General features: G+C 37.0%; 23 protein-coding genes. 14 read left to right on the forward strand and 9 right to left on the reverse strand.

Annotation, left to right across the window (positions count from 1 at the left end):
- Positions 1-2 precede the first annotated feature (2 nt).
- From hscA to TYM08_RS16770, 3 genes are all read left to right on the forward strand, one after another.
- Entirely contained in the window at positions 3-1,859 is a 1,857-nt protein-coding gene (gene hscA, locus TYM08_RS16760) for a Fe-S protein assembly chaperone HscA (RefSeq protein ID WP_422380298.1), read from the forward strand.
- Positions 1,860-1,923: 64 nt separating this feature from the next.
- A complete protein-coding gene (fdx, locus tag TYM08_RS16765; RefSeq protein WP_422380299.1) occupies positions 1,924-2,262 on the forward strand; it encodes an ISC system 2Fe-2S type ferredoxin in 339 nt (112 codons plus the stop codon).
- 192 nt (positions 2,263-2,454) lie between these two features.
- Positions 2,455-3,132 (forward strand): helix-turn-helix transcriptional regulator, encoded by a 678-nt coding sequence (locus TYM08_RS16770; protein WP_422380300.1) that lies wholly within the window; start codon positions 2,455-2,457, stop codon positions 3,130-3,132.
- Here TYM08_RS16770 and TYM08_RS16775 read toward each other — a convergent pair.
- From TYM08_RS16775 to TYM08_RS16795, 5 genes are all read right to left on the reverse strand, one after another.
- Positions 3,129-3,851, reverse strand: coding sequence for a glutathione S-transferase family protein (locus TYM08_RS16775; RefSeq protein WP_422380301.1), 723 nt, complete (start codon positions 3,849-3,851; stop codon positions 3,129-3,131). The genes TYM08_RS16770 and TYM08_RS16775 overlap by 4 nt on opposite strands.
- A gap of 81 nt (positions 3,852-3,932) precedes the next feature.
- Positions 3,933-4,619 carry a hypothetical protein gene (locus tag TYM08_RS16780; protein ID WP_422380302.1) on the reverse strand — a complete coding sequence of 229 codons (687 nt, stop codon included), beginning with the start codon at positions 4,617-4,619 and terminating at the stop codon, positions 3,933-3,935.
- Between the two features lie 37 nt (positions 4,620-4,656).
- Positions 4,657-6,156, reverse strand: a complete 1,500-nt coding sequence (locus TYM08_RS16785; RefSeq protein WP_422380303.1) for a YiiX/YebB-like N1pC/P60 family cysteine hydrolase — start codon at positions 6,154-6,156, stop codon at positions 4,657-4,659.
- A complete protein-coding gene (gene aroE, locus TYM08_RS16790; protein ID WP_422380304.1) occupies positions 6,153-6,974 on the reverse strand; it encodes a shikimate dehydrogenase in 822 nt (273 codons plus the stop codon). Before aroE ends, TYM08_RS16785 begins: the two co-directional genes overlap by 4 nt.
- Positions 6,974-7,513, reverse strand: coding sequence for an L-threonylcarbamoyladenylate synthase (locus TYM08_RS16795; protein WP_422380305.1), 540 nt, complete (start codon positions 7,511-7,513; stop codon positions 6,974-6,976). Before TYM08_RS16795 ends, aroE begins: the two co-directional genes overlap by 1 nt.
- Before the next feature lie 149 nt (positions 7,514-7,662).
- Between TYM08_RS16795 and hisC the strand changes: the two genes are divergently transcribed.
- Both hisC and TYM08_RS16805 read left to right on the forward strand, forming a co-directional pair.
- Entirely contained in the window at positions 7,663-8,718 is a 1,056-nt protein-coding gene (hisC, locus tag TYM08_RS16800) for a histidinol-phosphate transaminase (protein ID WP_422380306.1), read from the forward strand.
- Positions 8,719-8,726: 8 nt separating this feature from the next.
- The gene (locus TYM08_RS16805) at positions 8,727-9,755 is read left to right on the forward strand and encodes an alpha/beta hydrolase (protein ID WP_422380307.1); all 1,029 of its coding nucleotides are present in this window, start codon (positions 8,727-8,729) and stop codon (positions 9,753-9,755) included.
- Positions 9,756-9,920: 165 nt separating this feature from the next.
- On the opposite strand, the gene TYM08_RS16810 is transcribed toward TYM08_RS16805, so the two are convergent.
- A complete protein-coding gene (locus tag TYM08_RS16810) occupies positions 9,921-11,066 on the reverse strand; it encodes a PilT/PilU family type 4a pilus ATPase (protein WP_422380308.1) in 1,146 nt (381 codons plus the stop codon).
- A gap of 178 nt (positions 11,067-11,244) precedes the next feature.
- Positions 11,245-12,279 (reverse strand): type IV pilus twitching motility protein PilT, encoded by a 1,035-nt coding sequence (locus TYM08_RS16815; protein ID WP_422380309.1) that lies wholly within the window; start codon positions 12,277-12,279, stop codon positions 11,245-11,247.
- A 169-nt stretch (positions 12,280-12,448) separates the two neighbouring features.
- Here TYM08_RS16815 and TYM08_RS16820 point away from each other — a divergent pair, with 169 nt between their 5' ends.
- From TYM08_RS16820 to TYM08_RS16860, 9 genes are all read left to right on the forward strand, one after another.
- Positions 12,449-13,168, forward strand: a complete 720-nt coding sequence (locus tag TYM08_RS16820; RefSeq protein WP_422380310.1) for a YggS family pyridoxal phosphate-dependent enzyme — start codon at positions 12,449-12,451, stop codon at positions 13,166-13,168.
- A gap of 70 nt (positions 13,169-13,238) precedes the next feature.
- Complete coding sequence (gene proC / locus TYM08_RS16825) at positions 13,239-14,054, forward strand: pyrroline-5-carboxylate reductase (RefSeq protein ID WP_422380311.1); 816 nt, start codon at positions 13,239-13,241, stop codon at positions 14,052-14,054.
- 119 nt (positions 14,055-14,173) lie between these two features.
- Positions 14,174-14,758, forward strand: a complete 585-nt coding sequence (locus tag TYM08_RS16830) for a YggT family protein (protein WP_422380312.1) — start codon at positions 14,174-14,176, stop codon at positions 14,756-14,758.
- Between the two features lie 119 nt (positions 14,759-14,877).
- Positions 14,878-16,023, forward strand: a complete 1,146-nt coding sequence (gene metX, locus TYM08_RS16835) for a homoserine O-succinyltransferase MetX (protein ID WP_422380313.1) — start codon at positions 14,878-14,880, stop codon at positions 16,021-16,023.
- Positions 16,016-16,606, forward strand: a complete 591-nt coding sequence (metW, locus tag TYM08_RS16840; protein ID WP_422380314.1) for a methionine biosynthesis protein MetW — start codon at positions 16,016-16,018, stop codon at positions 16,604-16,606. Before metX ends, metW begins: the two co-directional genes overlap by 8 nt.
- Position 16,607: 1 nt before the next feature.
- Positions 16,608-17,051 carry a DUF4426 domain-containing protein gene (locus TYM08_RS16845; protein ID WP_422380315.1) on the forward strand — a complete coding sequence of 148 codons (444 nt, stop codon included), beginning with the start codon at positions 16,608-16,610 and terminating at the stop codon, positions 17,049-17,051.
- On the forward strand, positions 17,048-17,674 hold the full coding sequence (rdgB, locus tag TYM08_RS16850) for an RdgB/HAM1 family non-canonical purine NTP pyrophosphatase (RefSeq protein WP_422380316.1): 627 nt from the start codon (positions 17,048-17,050) through the stop codon (positions 17,672-17,674). Before TYM08_RS16845 ends, rdgB begins: the two co-directional genes overlap by 4 nt.
- Positions 17,664-18,806, forward strand: coding sequence for a radical SAM family heme chaperone HemW (gene hemW / locus TYM08_RS16855; RefSeq protein WP_422380317.1), 1,143 nt, complete (start codon positions 17,664-17,666; stop codon positions 18,804-18,806). The genes rdgB and hemW overlap by 11 nt, the downstream gene beginning before the upstream one ends.
- A gap of 57 nt (positions 18,807-18,863) precedes the next feature.
- Positions 18,864-19,655 (forward strand): M48 family metallopeptidase, encoded by a 792-nt coding sequence (locus tag TYM08_RS16860; protein WP_422380318.1) that lies wholly within the window; start codon positions 18,864-18,866, stop codon positions 19,653-19,655.
- Between the two features lie 83 nt (positions 19,656-19,738).
- Here TYM08_RS16860 and TYM08_RS16865 read toward each other — a convergent pair whose 3' ends face one another.
- On the reverse strand, positions 19,739-19,981 hold the full coding sequence (locus tag TYM08_RS16865; RefSeq protein ID WP_422380319.1) for an NINE protein: 243 nt from the start codon (positions 19,979-19,981) through the stop codon (positions 19,739-19,741).
- Positions 19,982-20,290, reverse strand: a complete 309-nt coding sequence (locus tag TYM08_RS16870) for an NINE protein (protein ID WP_422380320.1) — start codon at positions 20,288-20,290, stop codon at positions 19,982-19,984.
- Positions 20,291-20,398 lie beyond the last annotated feature (108 nt).

Genomic DNA, 20,398 nt, shown 5'->3' on the forward strand with positions numbered 1-20,398 from the left:
CTATGGCTTTACTACAAATTGCAGAACCCGGTCAAAGTGCAGACCCACACCAACACAAACACGCTGTTGGTATTGATTTAGGTACAACTAACTCATTAGTGGCTGTCATGCGTTCAGCGACAGCAACCGCATTGCCTGACGAACAAAACAGAGTGTCACTCCCTTCTGTTGTGCGTTACCTTGAAAATGGCGAAATTGTTGTGGGCTATGATGCCAAACAACAAGCTCAACTTGATCCACTAAACACATTAGTGTCGATCAAACGTTGTATGGGCCGAGGCCTTGAAGACGTAAAAGATATGCCATACGAATTTGAAGACAGCCAAGAAGGCATGGTTCAAATTAAAACCGTTCAAGGTAATAAATCACCTGTTGAAGTCAGCGCACAAATATTAAAAGTATTAGCAAAACGCGCAGAGCTTTCTGTTGGCGGCAAGCTAGATGGCGTGGTCATTACCGTACCTGCATATTTTGACGAAGCACAACGCCAAGCCACAAAAGATGCTGCAAAAGTAGCAGGTTTACATGTTTTACGTTTAATTAATGAGCCAACGGCTGCTGCCATTGCTTATGGTTTACAAAGCCAACACACTGGCCACATTGCTGTTTACGATTTAGGTGGCGGTACATTTGATGTGTCTGTTTTAAATCTAAACGCAGGTGTGTTTGAAGTATTATCCACAGGTGGCGACACTGCACTGGGTGGTGACGATTTTGACTTAGCACTTGTTGAATACTTCAAGAAAAAAGCAAACATTGGCGAAAAATTAACCCCAAGTGAACGCAGACATCTACTTACTGAAGCATGCCGAGTAAAAGAAGCATTAGGCTTTGAGAAAAAAGTACTAGCGCGCTTTTCAACAACTCAAGGTAGCTGGCAAGGCCATGTAAGCTTAGAAGAATTTAACGAATTAATTTTACCATTAGTTGTAAAAACCATTCGTACCATTAAACGCGTAATAAAAGATTCGGGTTTAAGCAAAGATCAGATTGATCAAATTGTAATGGTCGGTGGTTCAACCAGAACCAAATTAGTACGCGAAAAAGTCAGCGAGTTTTTTGAAAAAGACGTTTTGACAAGCATCAACCCAGACGAAGTGGTTGCATTAGGTGCTGCTAAACAAGCAGACTTATTAGTTGGTAACGCAAGCAGTGACGAATTATTATTACTTGATGTGTGTCCACTTTCATTAGGTATTGAAACAATGGGCGGTTTGGTTGAAAAAATCGTTAACCGAAATACAACTATTCCCGTTGCCCGTGCTCAAGAATTTACGACATTTAAAGACGGCCAAACTGCTATGGCAGTTCATGTTGTTCAAGGCGAACGTGACATGGTCAGTGACTGTCGCTCACTTGCACGTTTTGAATTACGTGGTATTCCACCGATGGCTGCGGGTGCTGCAAAAATTAAAGTCACCTACCAAATTGATGCCGACGGCATTTTAACGGTCAGTGCAGTAGAAAGTATCAGTGGCATATCAAGTGAAATTACAGTAAAACCTTCTTTTGGTTTAGACGATGACACCGTGATTCAAATGCTACAAGACTCGCAATCCTTTGCTGACGAAGACAAAGACGCGCGCCAACTTGCTGAGACTCGTGTTGAAGCAGAACGCGTGATTGAAGCGATCAGTGCAGCGCTTAAAAAAGACGGCAAAGCATTATTAAATGAAGAAGAATTTAATAACTTAGATTTAACCGTTGCTGAATTAAAAATGGTTTTGTACAAGCAAGATGAAAAAACCATTCGCCAGAAAATGGATCAATTAACCCATGACAGTGACGAATTTGCACAACGCAGAATGAATGCAGGCGTAAAAGCAGTGCTAACTGGAAAGTCAGTAAACGAAATTTAAACACCCTATTATTTAAACTAATCCGTTTTTTAAAACAGATTAAAAAATTTATAAGAGAATCAACATGCCAAAAATCGTATTTTTACCTAACGAAGATCTTTGCCCTGAAGGTAAAGTGATTGAAGCAAAACCCGGTCAAACTATTTGCCAAGCCGCATTAGCCAATGACATTGATATCGAACATGCCTGTGAAATGTCATGTGCATGTACAACCTGTCACGTTGTTGTACGCGAAGGGTTTGATTCATTAGAAGAAGCGGACGAGTTAGAAGAAGATTATTTAGACAAAGCTTGGGGCTTAGAGCCAGACAGCCGTTTAAGTTGTCAGGCGATTGTTACTGATAAAGACTTAATTGTAGAAGTACCAAAATATACTATTAACCAAGTTAAAGAGAATCACTAGTAAGTTTAATTTCATCATCCTTGATGAAATTAAAAGCTTGATGAGTATCCTAGCGAAAGGGAACCTTTCTTGGATACTCAGTCGCTAGCTGCACATCCTTGTGCTTTATAGTAAACACAAAATTCCTCCTCCCCTTTTCACCCCCTCATCGTTTATAATCACCATCAATTAAAAAAACAATTTGCTTAATTTATGAGTCGCACCCATCTTTTATTTCAGATCACACAAATCATTCGCAGTCGAAAATTTACAACCGCGCAATATTTAGCAGATCGACTAAATATTTCCACACGCAGTGTGTATCGTTATATAAATGAATTAAGTGTGTCGGGCATTCCTATTATCAGCCAGACAGGCAAAGGTTATTGGATAGACGAAAATTTTAACTTAACGCCTCTGCACTTATCAGAAGATGAATTAATTGCCCTTAATTTAGGCGCTAAGCTAGTAAAAGCGATTGCTGACCCGTTTTTAGCCGATGCAGCACAACAACTATTAGACAAAATACAATCCGTGACACCCAAGTCTAATTTACATTTAATGAGCCAATCTAAAATTCATGCGCCATTGCAATTAATCGAACCGCAAACTGCAGAGTATTTATCCATCATACGCTTAGCGGTGGATTCAAAAAACAAAATAGAAATTGAATATTCAGATCAACATAATAATTCAACAACCCGAATATTCTGGCCATTAGCGTTGGCATTTTGGGGAAAAGATTGGACCGTGGCAAGTTGGTGTGAAACTCGCCAAGATTTTAGAGCGTTTAGAATTGACCGTATTCAAAGTCTTAAAAAACACAAAGCTACTTTTTTGGTTCAACCTGACAAAAACTTAGAAGCCTTTATTGAACAACAACGGTATTAACTAAATATTTCAAACTGCTCTGCATTTGGCCAAACTGGTTGAAGTTGTTGATTCACACGTTTTAAATATTCTTTTAATTCAGGTTTATTCTCTGTCACGTTTGATAATTGAATCTTTAAATCGCACTGCATAAACTGACTTAATATCGCCCAAATAGATAAATCATAATGAGTCATTGCGTCTCCACAAATAAAATCCTGCTGGCTAAGCACTTCACTTAAAGCGTTCAAATCCTGTTCAATTCTGGCCAATATCAACTTATTTGACAAACGCCCCATTCCTTGACCTTTTAAGGCTGACTTTGCCTGTTTGAACGCTGAGTTAACAATAAAAGGACGTACAAAAAAAGGAATCCCACCAAAAAAAGCATCGCGTAATTTAGGCCAAACATCTTGATCCATCCATCTAAAATAGACAATTGCCCAATACACATGTTCTTCCATCATTCTAGAAAATGCATGGCCTTTTGCTAAGTCTAATGATTGGTCATAAACGATGTGATTGTCTTTTAATAACAAATCAATAATAAAAGAAGAATCACCGATGCGTGTGCCTTTATATTCAACAAAAGGCACTTTTTGAAAAGGGCCTTGGTTTGGAATCGCGAATTTAGAGGTAAATTTAATAGACTGCCAATGCATGAAGGCTTCTAACTTCAAGCAAAATGGGCTGGCATTGGGAAGGCCAAATAAAGAGTTGGGTTGGAATAGAGTAATCATGTGTTTGCCTTAGATAAAAAGAAAACACATAGTATTTGAAAGCTACTGACAACAGGCTGTCAGTAGCTATAAATATATCTTTTAAAAAGACTCATTAAAATAACCAGGCGGCACAATAACATGAGGCTGATCGGTGTATTTTTCTTCTGTCCATATTGATCCATCTTCATCAATATACGTTTTAAATTCGCTTGTTGATTCTACTAAAAAATACCAATACGACTGCCCATCTACAAAATAATCTTCAAACACAAATCCATTTGAAAATCGATAAGGTAAAAATTCACTGTATTGACTATAGCTTTGGTCATCGTGAAATAATTCGACACTTTCAAATTGATATCCATCAGCTTGGTAACTTAGCAATTGACTATTTTCATAATCACCATCATTTGTGTATAAAAACCACTGTCCAGACAATTGATTAGAATCAATGTTGGCAGGTCGCTGAAATTTGAGTGAGGCGTTATCACTTAAAGTAATCACTAATTGGTTTTGTACATCAAGCTCAGCTTTAAATTTATCTCCAGTATAGCTCTCAGGCTCTAGTGAGCCGAATCGATTTAAAATTAAATCACCATTAGCTAACAACTCTATTACCTGCCCTGTTTCAAGTGAAAGCCAGAACCCTTCTTTTTTCAAAGATTGTTTTGGTATCGATGTAAATGTATTGTCCTGAGGCTTAGGATATTGTTTTTGCATACTGACTTGGCAAGATGCTGTCATGAAAACAAGTATGGCTAAAGTAAATATTTTAAATAATGTCATATGTGTACTCCTTAATTTGTAGAAAAATTTAATCTAATTATTCGGCAATAATAATATGCCACTTAGGACGTTTCCAACTTTTTATAAAAGAGGCTTCGTCAGAAAAATAAGACGCTTTATCGGATTCATTACCATCTAAAAACACAACCAAATCAAATTGCTGTTTATCTGTTTGATATTGTTCTGAATACAATTTTCCAATTTGATTAGCTGGCATTAATAATCGTCCAGCGGTTAACTTCAATGGAAATTCAATGCCTTTTTGATCATGCCTTGGTAAATACGATTTCACAATTAATTCACTACAGACCAATGCATCATCTGTAAGAAAATCAAAGTTGTAATCATACGGCAACCCTTCAAAATAAAATGAGTTATAGATCGCTTTTGCGCGTTCTAGCTTAGTTAATCTTGGTCGTAATACAGCAGCGGAGTCTGCTGCAAATGATCGCTCTAATGATGTAAAAATCACACCTTCTGCTAAGGATTCAATCACTCGAATATCAAAACCTTCTTCTTGTTGCGTACTTTTAATAAACGCAGAAGGGTAATCTCGTTTTAATAATTCACTAAAACGTCCGCTATGAATCCCCTGTCTTTTTATCCATTGCGTGGTTTGTTCATCATCAAAAAATGCATCTCGTTCGAACTCGTTTCCAATAAACATGGCTGTGTGAGTCCAAAAACCTGGAATACCAATATTGGTGGCTTGCCACTCACGCCTTTCTAACAACACGTCACCAGGTTGCATTATGGGTAAAACTTTATGCACGTCTTCAATACTGATTAATGATTGTCCATTTCGCCAAAATTTAATACTGCCCATAGTATTAGCAATGCCTTTTTGCACAGGAAACCAAGCTTTAAATGTCCCAGACTTCACAACATCCAAAGCATTAAAAAAACTCATTTTTACACCTTTATCTTTACCGTATTTAACTATTTGTTCACGATCTTCATCAATAATGGATTGAATGATACTAGGTGGACGCACTTCATAAGTTTTATAAGTTAAATATAATGCACTATATCGCGTGGCAAGCGTTACATCTAAAAAATGACGTTTGAATTTTTTATAGGCTCCATCTCCAAGACCTAAGTCTTCATTTGATTGATCTAAAATTTTTCTAAGTGAATCATCCTTTTCAATCACGTCAATAAAATCTAAAGCAAAATGATAAGCAGAGGACATCGAGGTAAAATGCAAATAAAAATCTTTACTTCGCTCTTTTTGCTTAAAAAAGTAATACCCCTCTTTAGATTGACTCAATGCCTCTAATGCAATGGTGTATTCGGCAACTGCTTGCCAAATATCTAAAAGTTCTTGTTTTTTTTCAAAATTTAATAATTTAACTTCACCGGATTTATTTGATAAAAAATCAGTTTGATTTGTCTGTAAATGTCGAACGACTGTTTGTAAATGCTGACGCTGAATCACAAACTGCCCCACCTCTACAGAGTCTTCAAATCCAAACAAAACGCTTGGAATCAGAAAAATCAACCATACTGATTTTTTTATAAATCGGGTAAACATCATTTCATACTGTCTCTTATTTGTTGCATAACCGAATCGGTTTTAGGTGTAACACCGCGCCACAAATAAAACGAAAAGGCGGCTTGCCCAACTAACATTCCCAAGCCATCAATCACTTTTTTGGCGCCTTGTTGTTTTGCCCAAGTGTTAAAAACAGTATCGTCTTTGCCATACATCATGTCGTAACATACTGTATTTTCATTAATGATATTTGGATTAATACTTAATGACTGCCCTTGTAAACTAGCTGAGGTCGCGTTGATTATCACATCAAAGCAGTCTTCTATTTTTTCTAATTCAACTGCATTGATCGCCTTATAATAAGGTAAAAACTGCTCTACTAAAGATTGTGCCTTACTAAATGTTCGATTCACAATTGTGATGGATTGTGGCACTTGTTCAATAATAGGCAATAACACACCTTTTGATGCACCGCCTGCTCCAATAATTAAAATACGCTTATCTTTTAATTGGGTAGATTGTAATAAATCATTCACAAGCCCTGCGCCATCGGTGTTATCACCTGTAACTGTCCCGTCTTTATTGAGTATTAAGGTATTAACGGCTTGAGCAGTTTTAGCACGATCACTTAACTGGTGAGCATAAGCAAAAGCTTTTTCTTTAAAAGGTACGGTCACATTTAAGCCTTTACCACCATTTTCAAAAAATTCATTTATTGTTTGTTCAAATAATTCTGGCTCAATATCAATGGCAGTATATTGCAATGACTGGTTAGTGAGATGTGCAAATTCAGTATGAATCGCTGGTGATTTACTGTGAGATATGGGATGACCGACTACGGCATATTGATCAATAGACATTAACGAATTCTCTTTTGGGTGGCTAAATGAATGATTTGACTGGGTGACGTGTTACCTTGAATATCACCTGGAGCAATAAAATCAACCTGGTTATAAAACTGTTTGGTGGCCACAAATTTATTACGCACGGTATCTTGCCCGCTAACATTGGCAGAAGTAGACACAATTGGGTGTCCTAGTTGCGCGCAAACCTGCTTGATCCAAGCATTGCTTGAGCGCCTAACGGCCACTGTATCAAATACACCTGTAATCCAACTGGGTATCAAATCATGATGATCAATCAAATAGGTTGTGGGCTCCAATGTGGGATGATTTAAGCGCATTTTATCTTGCGCGGGCAATTGTTCAAATAACTGCCCAAGTTGCTCCCATTGACCAACTAGTAAAATCAAACCTTTATCCACATTACGCTGTTTGATATCTAAAATGCGCATAACCGCATCGTAATTAAAAGGTGAGCACCCTAAGCCCCAAACCGTCTCAGTTGGATAGGCAAATACAGCACCTTGTTTAATTGAATAGGGATAAAATAAGTTCATAATTTCTAACACAAAAGGGTTCAAGCTCCATTGTAAACACTCTTTGCAACAGGGCAACTATTTCAATTTTTCAAACCACTCTTTTTTGAAGCAATTCACCTAACAATACGTTAAAATTTACTTTTTAAAGCGTTTATAAAGGTACCACAATGAGCCAGTTTTGGAGCGACATCGTAAAAAACCTCACCCCTTATGTTCCGGGCGAGCAACCACAAAACCGCGAATACGTTAAATTAAACACTAACGAAAACCCATTTGCGCCGTCCCCTAAAGTCATTGAAGCAATTGATCACTTTGATCGCACCTTATTAAAACGCTATCCCGATCCAGAAGCGACAAAATTACGCCAATCTATTGCTGATTTTTACAACAAACCGCTTAATCAAATTTTTGTGGGCAATGGTTCGGACGAAGTGTTAGCGCATAGTTTTTTCGCTTTCTTTAAAAAGGCAAAACCAATCGCATTTCCTGATATTACTTATAGTTTCTATCCGGTTTACGCCAACTTATATAATATTGATGCCATTGAATTTCCAGTACAGGATGACTTTTCAATCGATGTGAATTCAATTTCAGAAAACACTGACGGCATTATTCTTCCCAATCCTAATGCACCCACCAGTAAATATTTAGAACCTGCTGAAATTAAAACACTGCTTAAAAAACATCCTAATAAAGTGGTCATTATTGATGAAGCATACATTGATTTTGGCGGAGAAAGTGCAGTAAACCTAGTTGACGAGTTTGAAAATTTATTAGTCATTCAAACCTTTTCAAAATCTCGCTCATTAGCGGGGTTACGCATCGGTTTTGCAATCGGTCAGCCACATTTAATAGAAGCCTTACAACGGGTTAAAAATTCATTTAATTCTTACCCAATTGACCAATTAGCTATTGTTGCTGGCCAAGCTGCCATGCAAGATGTGGATTATTTTCAATCTTGTTGCGATCAGGTAATTCAAACAAGAGCGTGGACACACACACAATTACAAGCGCTTGGGTTTGAATGTATTGAGTCCAAAGCAAATTTTATTTTGGCAAAACCGCTTAAACACGATGCTGAAAAAGTATATTTAGATTTAAAAGAAAATGGTGTACTCGTTCGATATTTCAAAGACTCTAAAATAAGCGATTACTTACGTATTTCAATTGACACTCAAAGTAATATGAAAACATTAATAGACGTTTTAAAATCCGTTTTATAGTGAATATTTTGAGTACTAAACGGCTAGGATGGCTAATTTTAACAGGATTAATTACGTTTAAATCTTTCGCATTTACTAAAGAGGACATTGCTTTTTTAGCAAATACGATTGATTTAAACCCTGTAAATTCGAGCTTTTCCATTCCACAAAATCCTCCTTCAAATGAATTACGATTATTAAGCCAAAAATATTTATCTTATTTTTTTTATGACATAGATTTTAATTTAGCCAAACATTATTTTTACAAATTTAGTGTCAATCAATATGAAATTGCAGCTCAAGTATTTTTACTCGATTCAAAATTTGAAACCATCATTCTCAGTCATGGCTATTTGGATCACGCTGGTTTCAATCATTTATTTATACAATTCCTGTTAAGTCAAAATTATAATGTCATTGTTTTTGATCAACCTGGTCATGGATTAAGCAGTGGAGTTAGGTCTCAGATCGATAGCTTTTCTACCTATCAAATTATATTACTTACAACATTTAATCATTTTAATGCATTTTTTACTCAACCCATTCACGTCATTGGTCACAGTACTGGCAATGTGGGTATCATTGATTTATTAGCAACTCAATCTACACCCTGGTCTGGAAAAACAATTATGTTAGCGCCATTAATCCGATCTAAATTATGGGGCACATCTAAATTTTTTTATAAAATTGGTGGGTGGATATTACCGAGTATTCCAAGAAAATTTCGCAATAATTCACACAATAAAGCATTTAAAAAATGGTTAAAAAAAGAACCGTTTGTAATCAAAAAACTGTCCAAAAACTGGGTAGAGGCTCATCATGAATGGGAAAAATCAATCAAAAAATATGGGGTTTATAAACAAGAATTTACAATTATCCAGGGTCAAAAAGATAGTATTGTTGATTTTAAGTTTAACCAGAATTATTTGATTGAGCATTTTTCAAATTTAAATTTAATTAAAATACCCGAAGCAAACCATCATTTAATTAATGAATCTGACACAATTCGAAAACAAGTATTCGACACTGTTTTAGGTGTTTTACAGGATAATAATTAATTAGATTGTTTCACTTAAGGAATCTCTGATTTAGAAAGATAAATCTTGCTACATCAGAGGTTTAAACATGTAAACTTGTTTCTAAAAACGAAAAAACCGAATATAAAGTCATTTATATTCGGTTTCTAATTTCGATTTCAAAACTGGGGTTTTAAAATTGGGATTTTAAAAATTATTTTCAAATCCGCCATCATCACCTTGCAAAGTTAAGCCTTTAGTTCGTGCATTCAATGCTTCACCACTTCCGCCTTCTTGATCAAGTTTGATCATTAAGCGTAAATCATTACTTGAGTCAGCATGTGCAATGGCATCTTCATAAGTTATTTCACCATCAACAAACAATCTAAATAACGCTTGGTCAAAAGTCTGCATACCCGATTCACCAGATTTCGCCATTAAGCTTTTTAATAAATGTACTTCGCCTTTGCGAATATGATCGGCAACTAATGGTGTATTAATTAACACTTCAATCGCAGCGCGTCGGCCTTTGCCATCTGGTGTTGGAATTAGTTGCTGAGCAACAATTCCTTTAAGATTTAATGATAAATCCATCCACAACTGACGCTGCATTTCAGTTGGAAAAAAATGCGCAATTCGATCCAATGCTTGGTTAGCGTTGTTAGCATGTAACGTTGCCAGACATAGGTGTCCGGTTTCTGCGAACGCAACTGAATAACTCATTGTATCGCGTGAACGTACCTCACCAATCATAATCACATCAGGTGCTTGACGTAATGTATTTTTCAATGCAATTTCGTAGCTTTCCGTATCAATGCCAACTTCGCGCTGGGTCACGATGCAGCTTTCGTGTTGGTGAATAAATTCAATTGGATCTTCAATTGAAATAATATGACCACGAGAATTACGATTACGATGACCAATCATCGAGGCAAGGGATGTGGATTTACCCGCTCCAGTTGCCCCAACAAAAATAACCAAACCACGTTTTGTCATGGCTAAGTCTTTAATAATTGGTGGTAGATTTAATTCTTCAATTTTAGGAATGCGCACTTCAATACGACGTAAAATCATACCCGCAAGATTTCGTTGATTAAACGCGCTCACACGAAAACGACCAATACCCCGCGCGCTGATCGCAAAGTTACACTCAAGGGTTTCTTCAAATTCTTTACGTTGTTTTTCAGTCATTACTGACAACGTAAGCTCTTTGGCTTTTTCAGGGCTTAAAGGGGCTTTGGTCACTGCAACAATTTTGCCGTGAATTTTCATTGATGGTGGCACGCCTGCGGTGATAAACATATCCGAAGCGCCTTTTTCTACCATCAATTTAAGTAAGGTATCAAATTCCATTGTGGAAATTCACTCTTAGTCAAATGTCTATGGAGTTTACCAACTCTATATTTGGCAAACGGCTAATCTAAAACTACCATCCGATGGCTTGCTTATTTATAAACTTAAAAGGCTCTGTTTGAATCTTAAAAACCATTTCAAGATTCAAACAAAAGCCTAATTTATATTTTCTCAACTATTAAAATGACTCAGGCTGCTTAGCTTTTGCACGCGCCGTTTCAACTGAAATCACGCCTTTTTGCACTAATGTTTTTAATGCTTGATCTAATGTGGTCATTCCAAGAGATGCACCGGTTTGAATGGCAGAATACATTTGCGCCACTTTTGCTTCACGAATCAAGTTACGAATCGCAGGAGTACCAATCATAATTTCATGAGCAGCTACTCGTCCGCCGCCATTTTTCTTCAATAATGTTTGAGAGACAACAGCCTCTAATGATTCAGACAACATCGAACGTACCATGGATTTTTCTTCAGCTGGAAATACATCCACAATACGGTCAATGGTTTTTGCAGCACTGGTGGTGTGCAACGTGCCAAATACTAAGTGACCGGTTTCTGCAGCAGTTAAAGCCAAACGAATGGTTTCTAAATCTCGAAGCTCACCTACCAAAATCACATCGGGATCTTCACGCAGTGCTGAGCGCAATGCTTCGTTAAAGCCTAATGTATCACGGGCAACTTCACGCTGGTTAACCAGACATTTTTTTGATGTGTGAACAAATTCAATCGGATCTTCGATGGTTAAAATATGGTCAAAGCGATGATCGTTAATATAATCAATCATGGCTGCTAATGTAGTAGATTTACCAGAGCCGGTTGGTCCTGTTACTAACACAATACCACGGGGCACACTGGCGATTTTTTTGAACACTTCCCCCATGCCCAAATCTTCCATAGTTAATACTTTTGATGGAATAGTACGAAATACACCACCGGCTCCACGGTTATGGTTAAAAGCGTTTACACGAAAACGCGCCACACCAGGAATATCAAATGAGAAATCAGTCTCTAAGAATTCTTCGTAATCCTTACGCTGTTTGTCATTCATAATGTCATAAATTAACGCATGTACCTCTTTATGTTCTAAAGCAGGTAAATTAATGCGTCTAACTTCACCGTCGACACGAATAAGTGGCGGTAAACCTGCAGATAAATGCAAGTCGGAAGCATTTTGTTTTGCACTAAATGCTAGTAATTCTGTAATGTCCATGAGCAGCCCTGTGTTTCGCATCTACTGTTGGATGCCTAAGTGATGTCATAAAAGAAAATTTAGGATTCGTAATTTTTGCCAAGTAAAATATTTAGCAATGTGTACAATACCTTTTAAATAAGGCTTTATACCTACTTTTTCTCATTTGTTCTGAAAGATAATGCACAATATGAACGACCGAATCAAAAATATTCTTGATCTGATCAAGAAATACGCTAAAAAACGAATATCTCATCATCACACCGTTCAATTATTAGCCGTTAGTAAACGTTTTCCCGCTCAAGCCGTTGAAGACGCTTATGCATGTGGATTAACGCAATTTGGCGAAAATTATGTTCAAGAAGGCGTTGATAAAATACAACAACTCGCCCACCTTCCGTTAACTTGGCATTTTATCGGACCGATTCAATCAAATAAAACACAATTAATTGCACAAAATTTTGATTGGGTTCAAACCGTTTGCCGTGAAAAAATCATAGCACGATTACAAGCACAACGCCCTGAGAATCTTGCCCCGCTGAATATTTTAATTCAAGTTAATATAAGCCAAGATCCTGCGAAATCAGGGGTTATTGCTGACTTCATTAACGATAATCGAACAATATTAGAACAACCCTTATACATTCAAATTTACAAAATGGCACAATTAATCCACAAACAATCGCGGTTATGTTTCAGAGGGTTAATGACAATCAGCGAAAAATCGCTCCCTACTGAAGAGCTTGCCTTGCAATATAAGCAACTAGACCAAATATATCAGCAACTTCAAAAAGATTTTGCTACGGTAGATTGCTTGTCTATGGGCATGAGTCAAGACTTTGAGACCGCTATATTAAATGGTAGCACTCAAGTTCGAATTGGCACCGCCATATTTGGTCAACGAGACTAAATAGCACAGGTCAAACAAAAAATCTTTTCATTTAAAAATTAAACCAACAGAATTAGGCAGAAACTACATTATGAAAATAGGGTTTATAGGTGCTGGCAACATGGCTGGCGCGATCATCGGCGGATTAGTAAAACAAGGTTTTGATCCTCAGGATATTTTTGCAAGTAATCGTAATAAAGAAAGACTCAATAGCCTTAAAACGTCATTTGGCATTCAGTTATGCGAGAACAATCAAGATTTAATAGCACAAGCTGACGTTATAGTATTGTCTGTTAAGCCACAGGGCATGAAAGTGTTATGCGATGAAATATCTCAATCTGTGCAACAGCATAATAATTTAGTCATTTCCGTTGCAGCAGGTCTTGAAATCAAAACAATTGAGCAATGGTTAGGTGGCAATATTCCAATGATACGTTGTATGCCAAATACGCCATCGCTTGTTCAAACTGGTGCAAGCGGGTTACATGCAAACGCACAAGTGACACAGAATCAAAAAGATTTTTCCAAAAAATTATTTGACGCCATTGGCATTAGCGTTTGGGTTCCAAGTGAACATGACATACACGCGGTGACTGCAATAGCTGGTTCTGCTCCTGCATATTTCTTCTTATTTATGCAAGCCATGCAAGAAGCTGGAGTTAAACAAGGACTTAGCGCAGAAACGGCACGAGCATTAACTGTGCAAACTGCCTTAGGTGCAGCTAGAATGTTAGATCAAACTGACGAAACGGCTGAAGCACTTCGCAAGAAAGTGACCTCACCTGGTGGCACTACTGAGCAAGCCATATTAAACTTTCAAAAGAATCAGCTTTCAGATATCGTTGAACAAGCCATGCAAGCCTGTTCTGACAAAAGTGTTGAATTATCGAAAGTTTTAGCAAAATAATTATATCTATTCAGTACAATCGGTAACTTTTCAAATTTGGATGTGAGTTGAAAAGTTACAAATAATTAAACATTTAGAAATAAACTTAAATTAAAACTAATAAAGAGAACGAGGACACTATGCAAGAATTCTCAATGATATTGGTCAATCTTCCGGCAATGTTTTTATGTATTGCTTTTGCCGCACGATTTTTAGGGCAACTTGGCCGTGCGGATTTTTATAACCCTTTAGGTCAAACCACTCTTTCAATCACGAATTGGATTATCAAACCACTTCGTAAAGTTGTACCAAGTATTGGGCTGATGGACACATCCTGTTTAGTGGCTATTTATTTAACCCAACTTGTATTTGGCGCATTGGTATTTGCAATAACAGGTAATGGGTTTTATGTGACTACGCCCCAGTTTTTCTTAGCAGCTTTATTGGCAGTTGCAGGAGCGCTAATCACTGTTTTAAGTTTTTCAATGTTTATTGTTGCGATTGCTAGCTTTTTGCTTGCAGGTCAATACAACCCATTTATCGCATTTATTACTCAAATCATTGAGCCATTTATAGGGCCATTTCGAAAACTTAATATTCAAGTAGGCATGCTAGATTTATCATTTTTACTGGCGATTTTGGCACTGCAAGCTATTAAATATATAGCCCTACTTCCAGCAGGCGCTTTAGTTGGATATCCAGGCGGATTGTTCTTCGGTTTTTAAGTCACTCGACTGCCTTTAATTAATTAGAGGCAGTCAATTTTTATCCCCTTCTTTTTGTTGTTTCGCATCCTTCCCCATACGTTTATAATTCACCTCTTTTAAATTTTACGGTATTTGCCATGTCATCCAATGACGTCGAATCAATCGGCAACGTTGTTGCACAAACTGCGCACTTTGATGAGCCTTTGCTACTACGTAGCGGACGCGAAATTGCACAGTACGATATTGTGTACGAAACCTATGGTACGTTAAATGACGATGCATCCAATGCATTGCTAATTTGCCACGCGCTAAGCGGCCACCATCATGCAGCAGGCTTTCACGAAGGCGATGCAAAACCTGGCTGGTGGAATGAATGCATCGGTCCAGGTAAAGCCATCGACACAAACACCTATTTTGTTGTGTCATTAAACAACCTTGGTGGCTGTCATGGATCTACAGGCCCTACAAGCATCAATCCTGAAACAGGCAAAGTTTACGGTCCTGACTTTCCCATTATGGCAGTGCGCGATTGGGTCAAAAGCCAATATCGCTTAATGCAGCGTTTGAACATTCCACATTGGGCTGCTGTTGTTGGTGGATCTTTGGGTGGCATGCAAGTGATTCGTTGGAGCATTGATTACCCTCAGCTTGTTAAAAAAGCAGTGGTCATTGCCAGCGCACCTAAACTGACTGCACAAAACATTGGTTTTAACGAAGTGGCGCGCCAAGCGATTTCGTCTGACCCAGAATTTCATGACGGTCATTATTTAGAAAAAGACACCTACCCTAAACAGGGTTTGATTCTTGCCAGAATGCTAGGTCACATTACGTATTTGTCTGACGATGCCATGCGTGAAAAATTTGGTCGTGAATTAAAGACAGGCAAATTAAGTTTTGATTTTGATGCTAACTTCCAAGTAGAAAGTTATTTGCGTTATCAAGGCGAACAATTCTCTTCTCGTTTTGATGCCAACAGCTATTTGTTAATGACCAAAGCATTAGATTATTTTGATCCTACATGCGATCACGATGGCGACTTAGTAAAATGTTTAAGCCAAGCCACTGCAAAATTCTTAGTCGTTTCGTTTTCTACCGATTGGCGTTTTCCACCATCTAGAAGTGAAGAAATCGTACAAGCATTATTAGCCGCACGTAAAAGTGTGTCGTATTTAGAAGTCGACGCCCCTCAAGGTCATGATGCCTTTTTATTCCCAATTGATGATTACGTTAATTGTTTAACGGCCTTTTTAAAAACAGACACTAAGGAGCAAAATCATGCGTAAAGATCAAACGTTATTAAGCCAACTTGCTCCACAAGGTGCACACGTTTTAGATTTAGGTTGCGGTGATGGTGAATTATTAGCCCATTTAATCGAACACAAAAACGTCACCGGTTACGGCGTTGAAATTGATCCTAAAAAAATCATCACCGCGGTTGAACGTGGAGTGAGCTGTATTCAAAAAGATTTGAATGACGGCGTAGGATATTTAGGTGCCGACAGTTTTGATTTAGTCATTATGGCGCAATCATTACAACAGTTAAAACAACCTGACCAAATGATCGAAGAAATGATGCGCATATCCAAACAAGCCATTGTGACTTTCCCTAATTTTGGTCATTGGACAACACGTTTTTATCTTGGCTTAAAAGGTAAAATGCCAATGTCAGAAGCGTTACCACATAAATGGTTCGACACGCCGAACATCCACCTTTGTACGTTTAAAGATTTTGAAGCGCTGTGTGTGTCCTTAAATATTAAAGTAAAAAAACGATTAGTTGTTAACGAAAATTACGAATCCACTTGGCGCTTAAAACTGTGGCCAAACTTCTTTGGTGAATACGCCATCTATTATTTGGAGCGATAAAATGCGTTTAATTTCAATTTTTATACTTTCTTTAGTTACCACTTTTGCAATGGCCGCCGAGCCTGATTTTTATAAAACTTTTGGCGAATACACCATTCAATATACAGCCATTAATACGACGGATATTAATCCGGATGTTGCCAAACAGTCTGGTTTACCCCGCTCTAAAAATATTGGCCTATTAAATATTGTAGCCCTTAAAAATAATGAATCTGGTTTTGATACTTCCTTTGAGCCTCATTCAATTAAACTGTCTGCGTTTAATTTATTAGGCCAAGAAGTGAATTTAGATTTAATCATTCACAAAGAACAAACAAGTGTGTATTACCTAGCCACCTTTCGTAAATACGAAAGCGACAACTACTGGTTTAAAATAGACATTCAATTTGATGAAACCTCAAAACCAGAGTCTTTTAAATTCACCAAAGAAGTATTTATTCAATGAGCACACAAACAAGCGATATCAAATGGGTTTTGGCATCAGGCAACAAAGGCAAACTAAAAGAGTTTTCTGATTTACTTGCACCATTAAACATTCAAATGATTGCGCAAAGTGAATTCAATTTTGACGGAACCATATTTGAAGAGGCAATAGAAGACGGTTTAAGTTTTGTAGAAAACGCCATCATTAAAGCAAGACACGCATGCAAGCACACAGGTTTACCCAGTATTGCAGATGATTCAGGCATTGAAGTTGACGCACTAAATGGCGCACCGGGTATTTATTCGGCACGTTACGCAGGCGATGCGTGTGACGACAAACAAAACCTTCAATTATTACTAGACAACATGCAAGGCAAAACCAATCGTGCCGCGCGTTTTGTTTGTGTCATTGCATTTATGCGTCACGAAACAGACCCTACACCTATTATTTGCCAAGCAACATGGGAAGGCGATTTATTGCTAGAGCCTATCGGTGAAGGCGGATTTGGGTACGATCCAATATTTGAAGTACGCGATTTAAAAAAATCGTCAGCACTGTTGAGCAAACAAGAAAAAAATGCGATTAGCCATCGTGGTCAAGCCATTGCGATCTTACTTGAGCGACTAAAACACCTTGGATACTAATCAAGCTTTACCTATTAACGTACCATTAAGTTTATATGTTCACTTACCTTGGTGCGTTAAAAAATGCCCTTACTGTGATTTCAATTCTCATACTTTTGATGAAATTCCAGAAGCGCAATATCTCGAACAATTAAAAAAAGATTTCATCAGCCAAAAACCCTCAATTCAAAATCGACCATTACAGTCAATATTTTTTGGCGGCGGCACACCGAGTTTGATGTCGGGACAGTTTTACACCGATTTAATTGTGTTCTTAAAAAACAACATTGAATTTAAATCAGATATTGAAATCACATTAGAAGCCAACCCAGGCACCTTTGAAAAAGAAAAATTTGCAGATTTTTACCGCGCTGGTATCAATCGATTATCTCTTGGCGTACAAAGTTTTCAAGATTCATTTTTAAAAGATTTGGGCAGAATCCACAATAGCGATGACGCCATTAACGCCATTGAACACGCAAAGAAAATTGGTTTTTCAAATTTCAACATCGACCTAATGTATGGTTTACCCAATCAAAGTATTGACGATGCACTGTTCGATTTAAAACAAGCGGTACAATTAAACTCAACGCATTTATCGTGGTATCAATTAACCATTGAACCCAACACCGAGTTTTATAAAACCCAGCCGGTTTTACCCATTGACGATGCTTTGTTTGACATACAACAACAGGGACAGGCATTTATTAAAGAATCAGGCTTTGATCAATACGAAATTTCAGCCTATGCCAAAAATAATCTAGTATCCAAACACAACATGAACTACTGGCAATTTGGCGACTACATCGGCATTGGTGCAGGCGCACACGGCAAAGTGACACTCAACAAAACCATCAACCGAACTCGCCGCACCAGACAGCCAAGTAATTACTTAAACCAACCGCTTCAATTAATAAATGAGCCTGTTGCAACAGACGAATTATTATTTGAATGCTTAATGAATGGCTTTCGTTTAAAACAAGGCATCAGTTGGCTCCAAATTAAAAATAATAGTTTTTTAAACAAAGAGGATGTGATTAATCGATTACAAAAATTTATTGATCAATCTTTGGTATTGCATAATAATCAATCAATATGGTTAAGTGAAAAAGGTTATTTGTTTTTGGATGGTATTTTGGAAGAGTTGGTTTAATATTAAAAACAAGGTAACGTAACCAAACTAAATAACTCAACATAGCTAGGAGAAAACATGTCAGACTCATATAAATACCAACCACCCGCATCCGAGGATGCTGATATTAAAAAAATGAAAATGTATTTGCTTATATTTTTTAGCTCTGTTTTTTCTTTAGTATTATTGATAATAATATTTGCACCTACACTAGCCAAAATAGTGCCTTTTTCAGCTGAAAAACAATTTGTAAAACCTTATGAAGTATTATCTTCGAAATACTTATCTGATGATGTTATCCAAAACGAAACAAGCGAATATTTAATTAAACGAGTGAATATATTGCTGAAAAATGCTCAAATTGATCCTAAATTTATTATTTCAGTGCATTTAATAGATAGCAAAGAAGTGAATGCGTTTGCAACTTTAGGTGGACACATATTTGTATTTCAAGGACTGATCGATAAACTAGAGCATGCAGAATCTAAAACTTCTCTTGATATGGTATTAGCTCATGAAATATCTCATGTGATTAATCGAGATGCTATTGCAGGCATGGGGCGCGGACTGGCAATACAGTTAATTTTTTCGTTTATTGCAAATGATTATTCTCGTATTTCAACGCTGTCTGATTTAACTAGCCAGTTAAGTTTACATTTTTACAGTAGAGATCAGGAATTAGAAGCAGACAAAACAGCACTAAACATCTTAAAAGCGACACATAGCAATATTGAAGGTTACGACTTGTTTTTCCAAGAAATGAAAAACGATACAGAAAGTACAGCAGATATCGATGATGAAATAACAGGCTGGTTCAGTACACACCCTGAAATTGACGAACGCTTAGAACAGTTAAAAGAATTAGAATAAAAATATTACGCCTATTATTACACCCATTATTAAGCCTATAAAAAAGGCGCTTTCGCGCCTTTATATAAGTAATTAATACTAAGTTAATCAGCTTTAATTACCGCACCATTTTTATCAGTAAACTTTTGAATAGCGATAAATACAAAATCAATAAGTGTCCAGATTCCTAATCCACCTAAAGTTAATAACATTAAAATACCAGTACCGACTTTACCAACATAAAATCTATGAATACCAAAGCCACCTAAAAAGAAGCAAAGTAATAAAGTGGGTACAAAGCCTTTTTCGCTTACTGGTAATTCAGCGCCGCTTGTCATTTCAGTCATTTAAAATTCCTCATTATATTTAATTTTTTGTCCAGGATAACAAACCAATTTGCCATCCCCATCTTTTATCGAACCTGTCAAAAGCATAATTGTCACAACAAAAGTGTGAATACCATCAACAAGAAAGAATAAAACTGCTAACCAAATCTGTCCCGTGTAAAAGAAATACATACTCAAAACAAACATTGAAAAATCGATAATACCTTCGATATATCGACCTAAATAAAAGTGATGCACGCCAACCACGCCAAATATTCCAGACAGGCAAACAGCAACCCCATAACTTTTATTGGATGGTACTGTATTCATACAAACTCCTTATAAAATTAAAATCATTATATTTAACTTAGTGTTGAGTTACAACGTACGAACTATTAATTTATCAATCAAACTAATTCAAACAAAGGATTATATTGT

Origin of the sequence: Marinicellulosiphila megalodicopiae, from assembly GCF_045862395.1 — a bacterium.
GTDB classification, from domain to species: Bacteria; Pseudomonadota; Gammaproteobacteria; order Pseudomonadales; family Natronospirillaceae; genus Marinicellulosiphila; species Marinicellulosiphila megalodicopiae.

What these genes read in the sequence shown, in the direction of transcription:
- metW (WP_422380314.1), top strand. Translation starts at nt 16,016, where the DNA reads ATGCGTAAAGATCAAACGTTATTAAGCCAACTTGCTCCACAAGGTGCA.
- hisC (WP_422380306.1), top strand. Translation starts at nt 7,663, where the DNA reads ATGAGCCAGTTTTGGAGCGACATCGTAAAAAACCTCACCCCTTATGTT.
- TYM08_RS16830 (WP_422380312.1), top strand. Translation starts at nt 14,174, where the DNA reads ATGCAAGAATTCTCAATGATATTGGTCAATCTTCCGGCAATGTTTTTA.
- TYM08_RS16865 (WP_422380319.1), bottom strand. Translation starts at nt 19,981, where the DNA reads ATGACTGAAATGACAAGCGGCGCTGAATTACCAGTAAGCGAAAAAGGC.
- TYM08_RS16780 (WP_422380302.1), bottom strand. Translation starts at nt 4,619, where the DNA reads ATGACATTATTTAAAATATTTACTTTAGCCATACTTGTTTTCATGACA.
- fdx (WP_422380299.1), top strand. Translation starts at nt 1,924, where the DNA reads ATGCCAAAAATCGTATTTTTACCTAACGAAGATCTTTGCCCTGAAGGT.
- TYM08_RS16775 (WP_422380301.1), bottom strand. Translation starts at nt 3,851, where the DNA reads ATGATTACTCTATTCCAACCCAACTCTTTATTTGGCCTTCCCAATGCC.
- TYM08_RS16770 (WP_422380300.1), top strand. Translation starts at nt 2,455, where the DNA reads ATGAGTCGCACCCATCTTTTATTTCAGATCACACAAATCATTCGCAGT.
- TYM08_RS16795 (WP_422380305.1), bottom strand. Translation starts at nt 7,513, where the DNA reads ATGAACTTATTTTATCCCTATTCAATTAAACAAGGTGCTGTATTTGCC.
- metX (WP_422380313.1), top strand. Translation starts at nt 14,878, where the DNA reads ATGTCATCCAATGACGTCGAATCAATCGGCAACGTTGTTGCACAAACT.
- TYM08_RS16785 (WP_422380303.1), bottom strand. Translation starts at nt 6,156, where the DNA reads ATGATGTTTACCCGATTTATAAAAAAATCAGTATGGTTGATTTTTCTG.
- TYM08_RS16820 (WP_422380310.1), top strand. Translation starts at nt 12,449, where the DNA reads ATGAACGACCGAATCAAAAATATTCTTGATCTGATCAAGAAATACGCT.
- rdgB (WP_422380316.1), top strand. Translation starts at nt 17,048, where the DNA reads ATGAGCACACAAACAAGCGATATCAAATGGGTTTTGGCATCAGGCAAC.
- TYM08_RS16810 (WP_422380308.1), bottom strand. Translation starts at nt 11,066, where the DNA reads ATGGAATTTGATACCTTACTTAAATTGATGGTAGAAAAAGGCGCTTCG.
- TYM08_RS16845 (WP_422380315.1), top strand. Translation starts at nt 16,608, where the DNA reads ATGCGTTTAATTTCAATTTTTATACTTTCTTTAGTTACCACTTTTGCA.
- TYM08_RS16860 (WP_422380318.1), top strand. Translation starts at nt 18,864, where the DNA reads ATGTCAGACTCATATAAATACCAACCACCCGCATCCGAGGATGCTGAT.
- TYM08_RS16870 (WP_422380320.1), bottom strand. Translation starts at nt 20,290, where the DNA reads ATGAATACAGTACCATCCAATAAAAGTTATGGGGTTGCTGTTTGCCTG.
- aroE (WP_422380304.1), bottom strand. Translation starts at nt 6,974, where the DNA reads ATGTCTATTGATCAATATGCCGTAGTCGGTCATCCCATATCTCACAGT.
- hscA (WP_422380298.1), top strand. Translation starts at nt 3, where the DNA reads ATGGCTTTACTACAAATTGCAGAACCCGGTCAAAGTGCAGACCCACAC.
- TYM08_RS16815 (WP_422380309.1), bottom strand. Translation starts at nt 12,279, where the DNA reads ATGGACATTACAGAATTACTAGCATTTAGTGCAAAACAAAATGCTTCC.
- proC (WP_422380311.1), top strand. Translation starts at nt 13,239, where the DNA reads ATGAAAATAGGGTTTATAGGTGCTGGCAACATGGCTGGCGCGATCATC.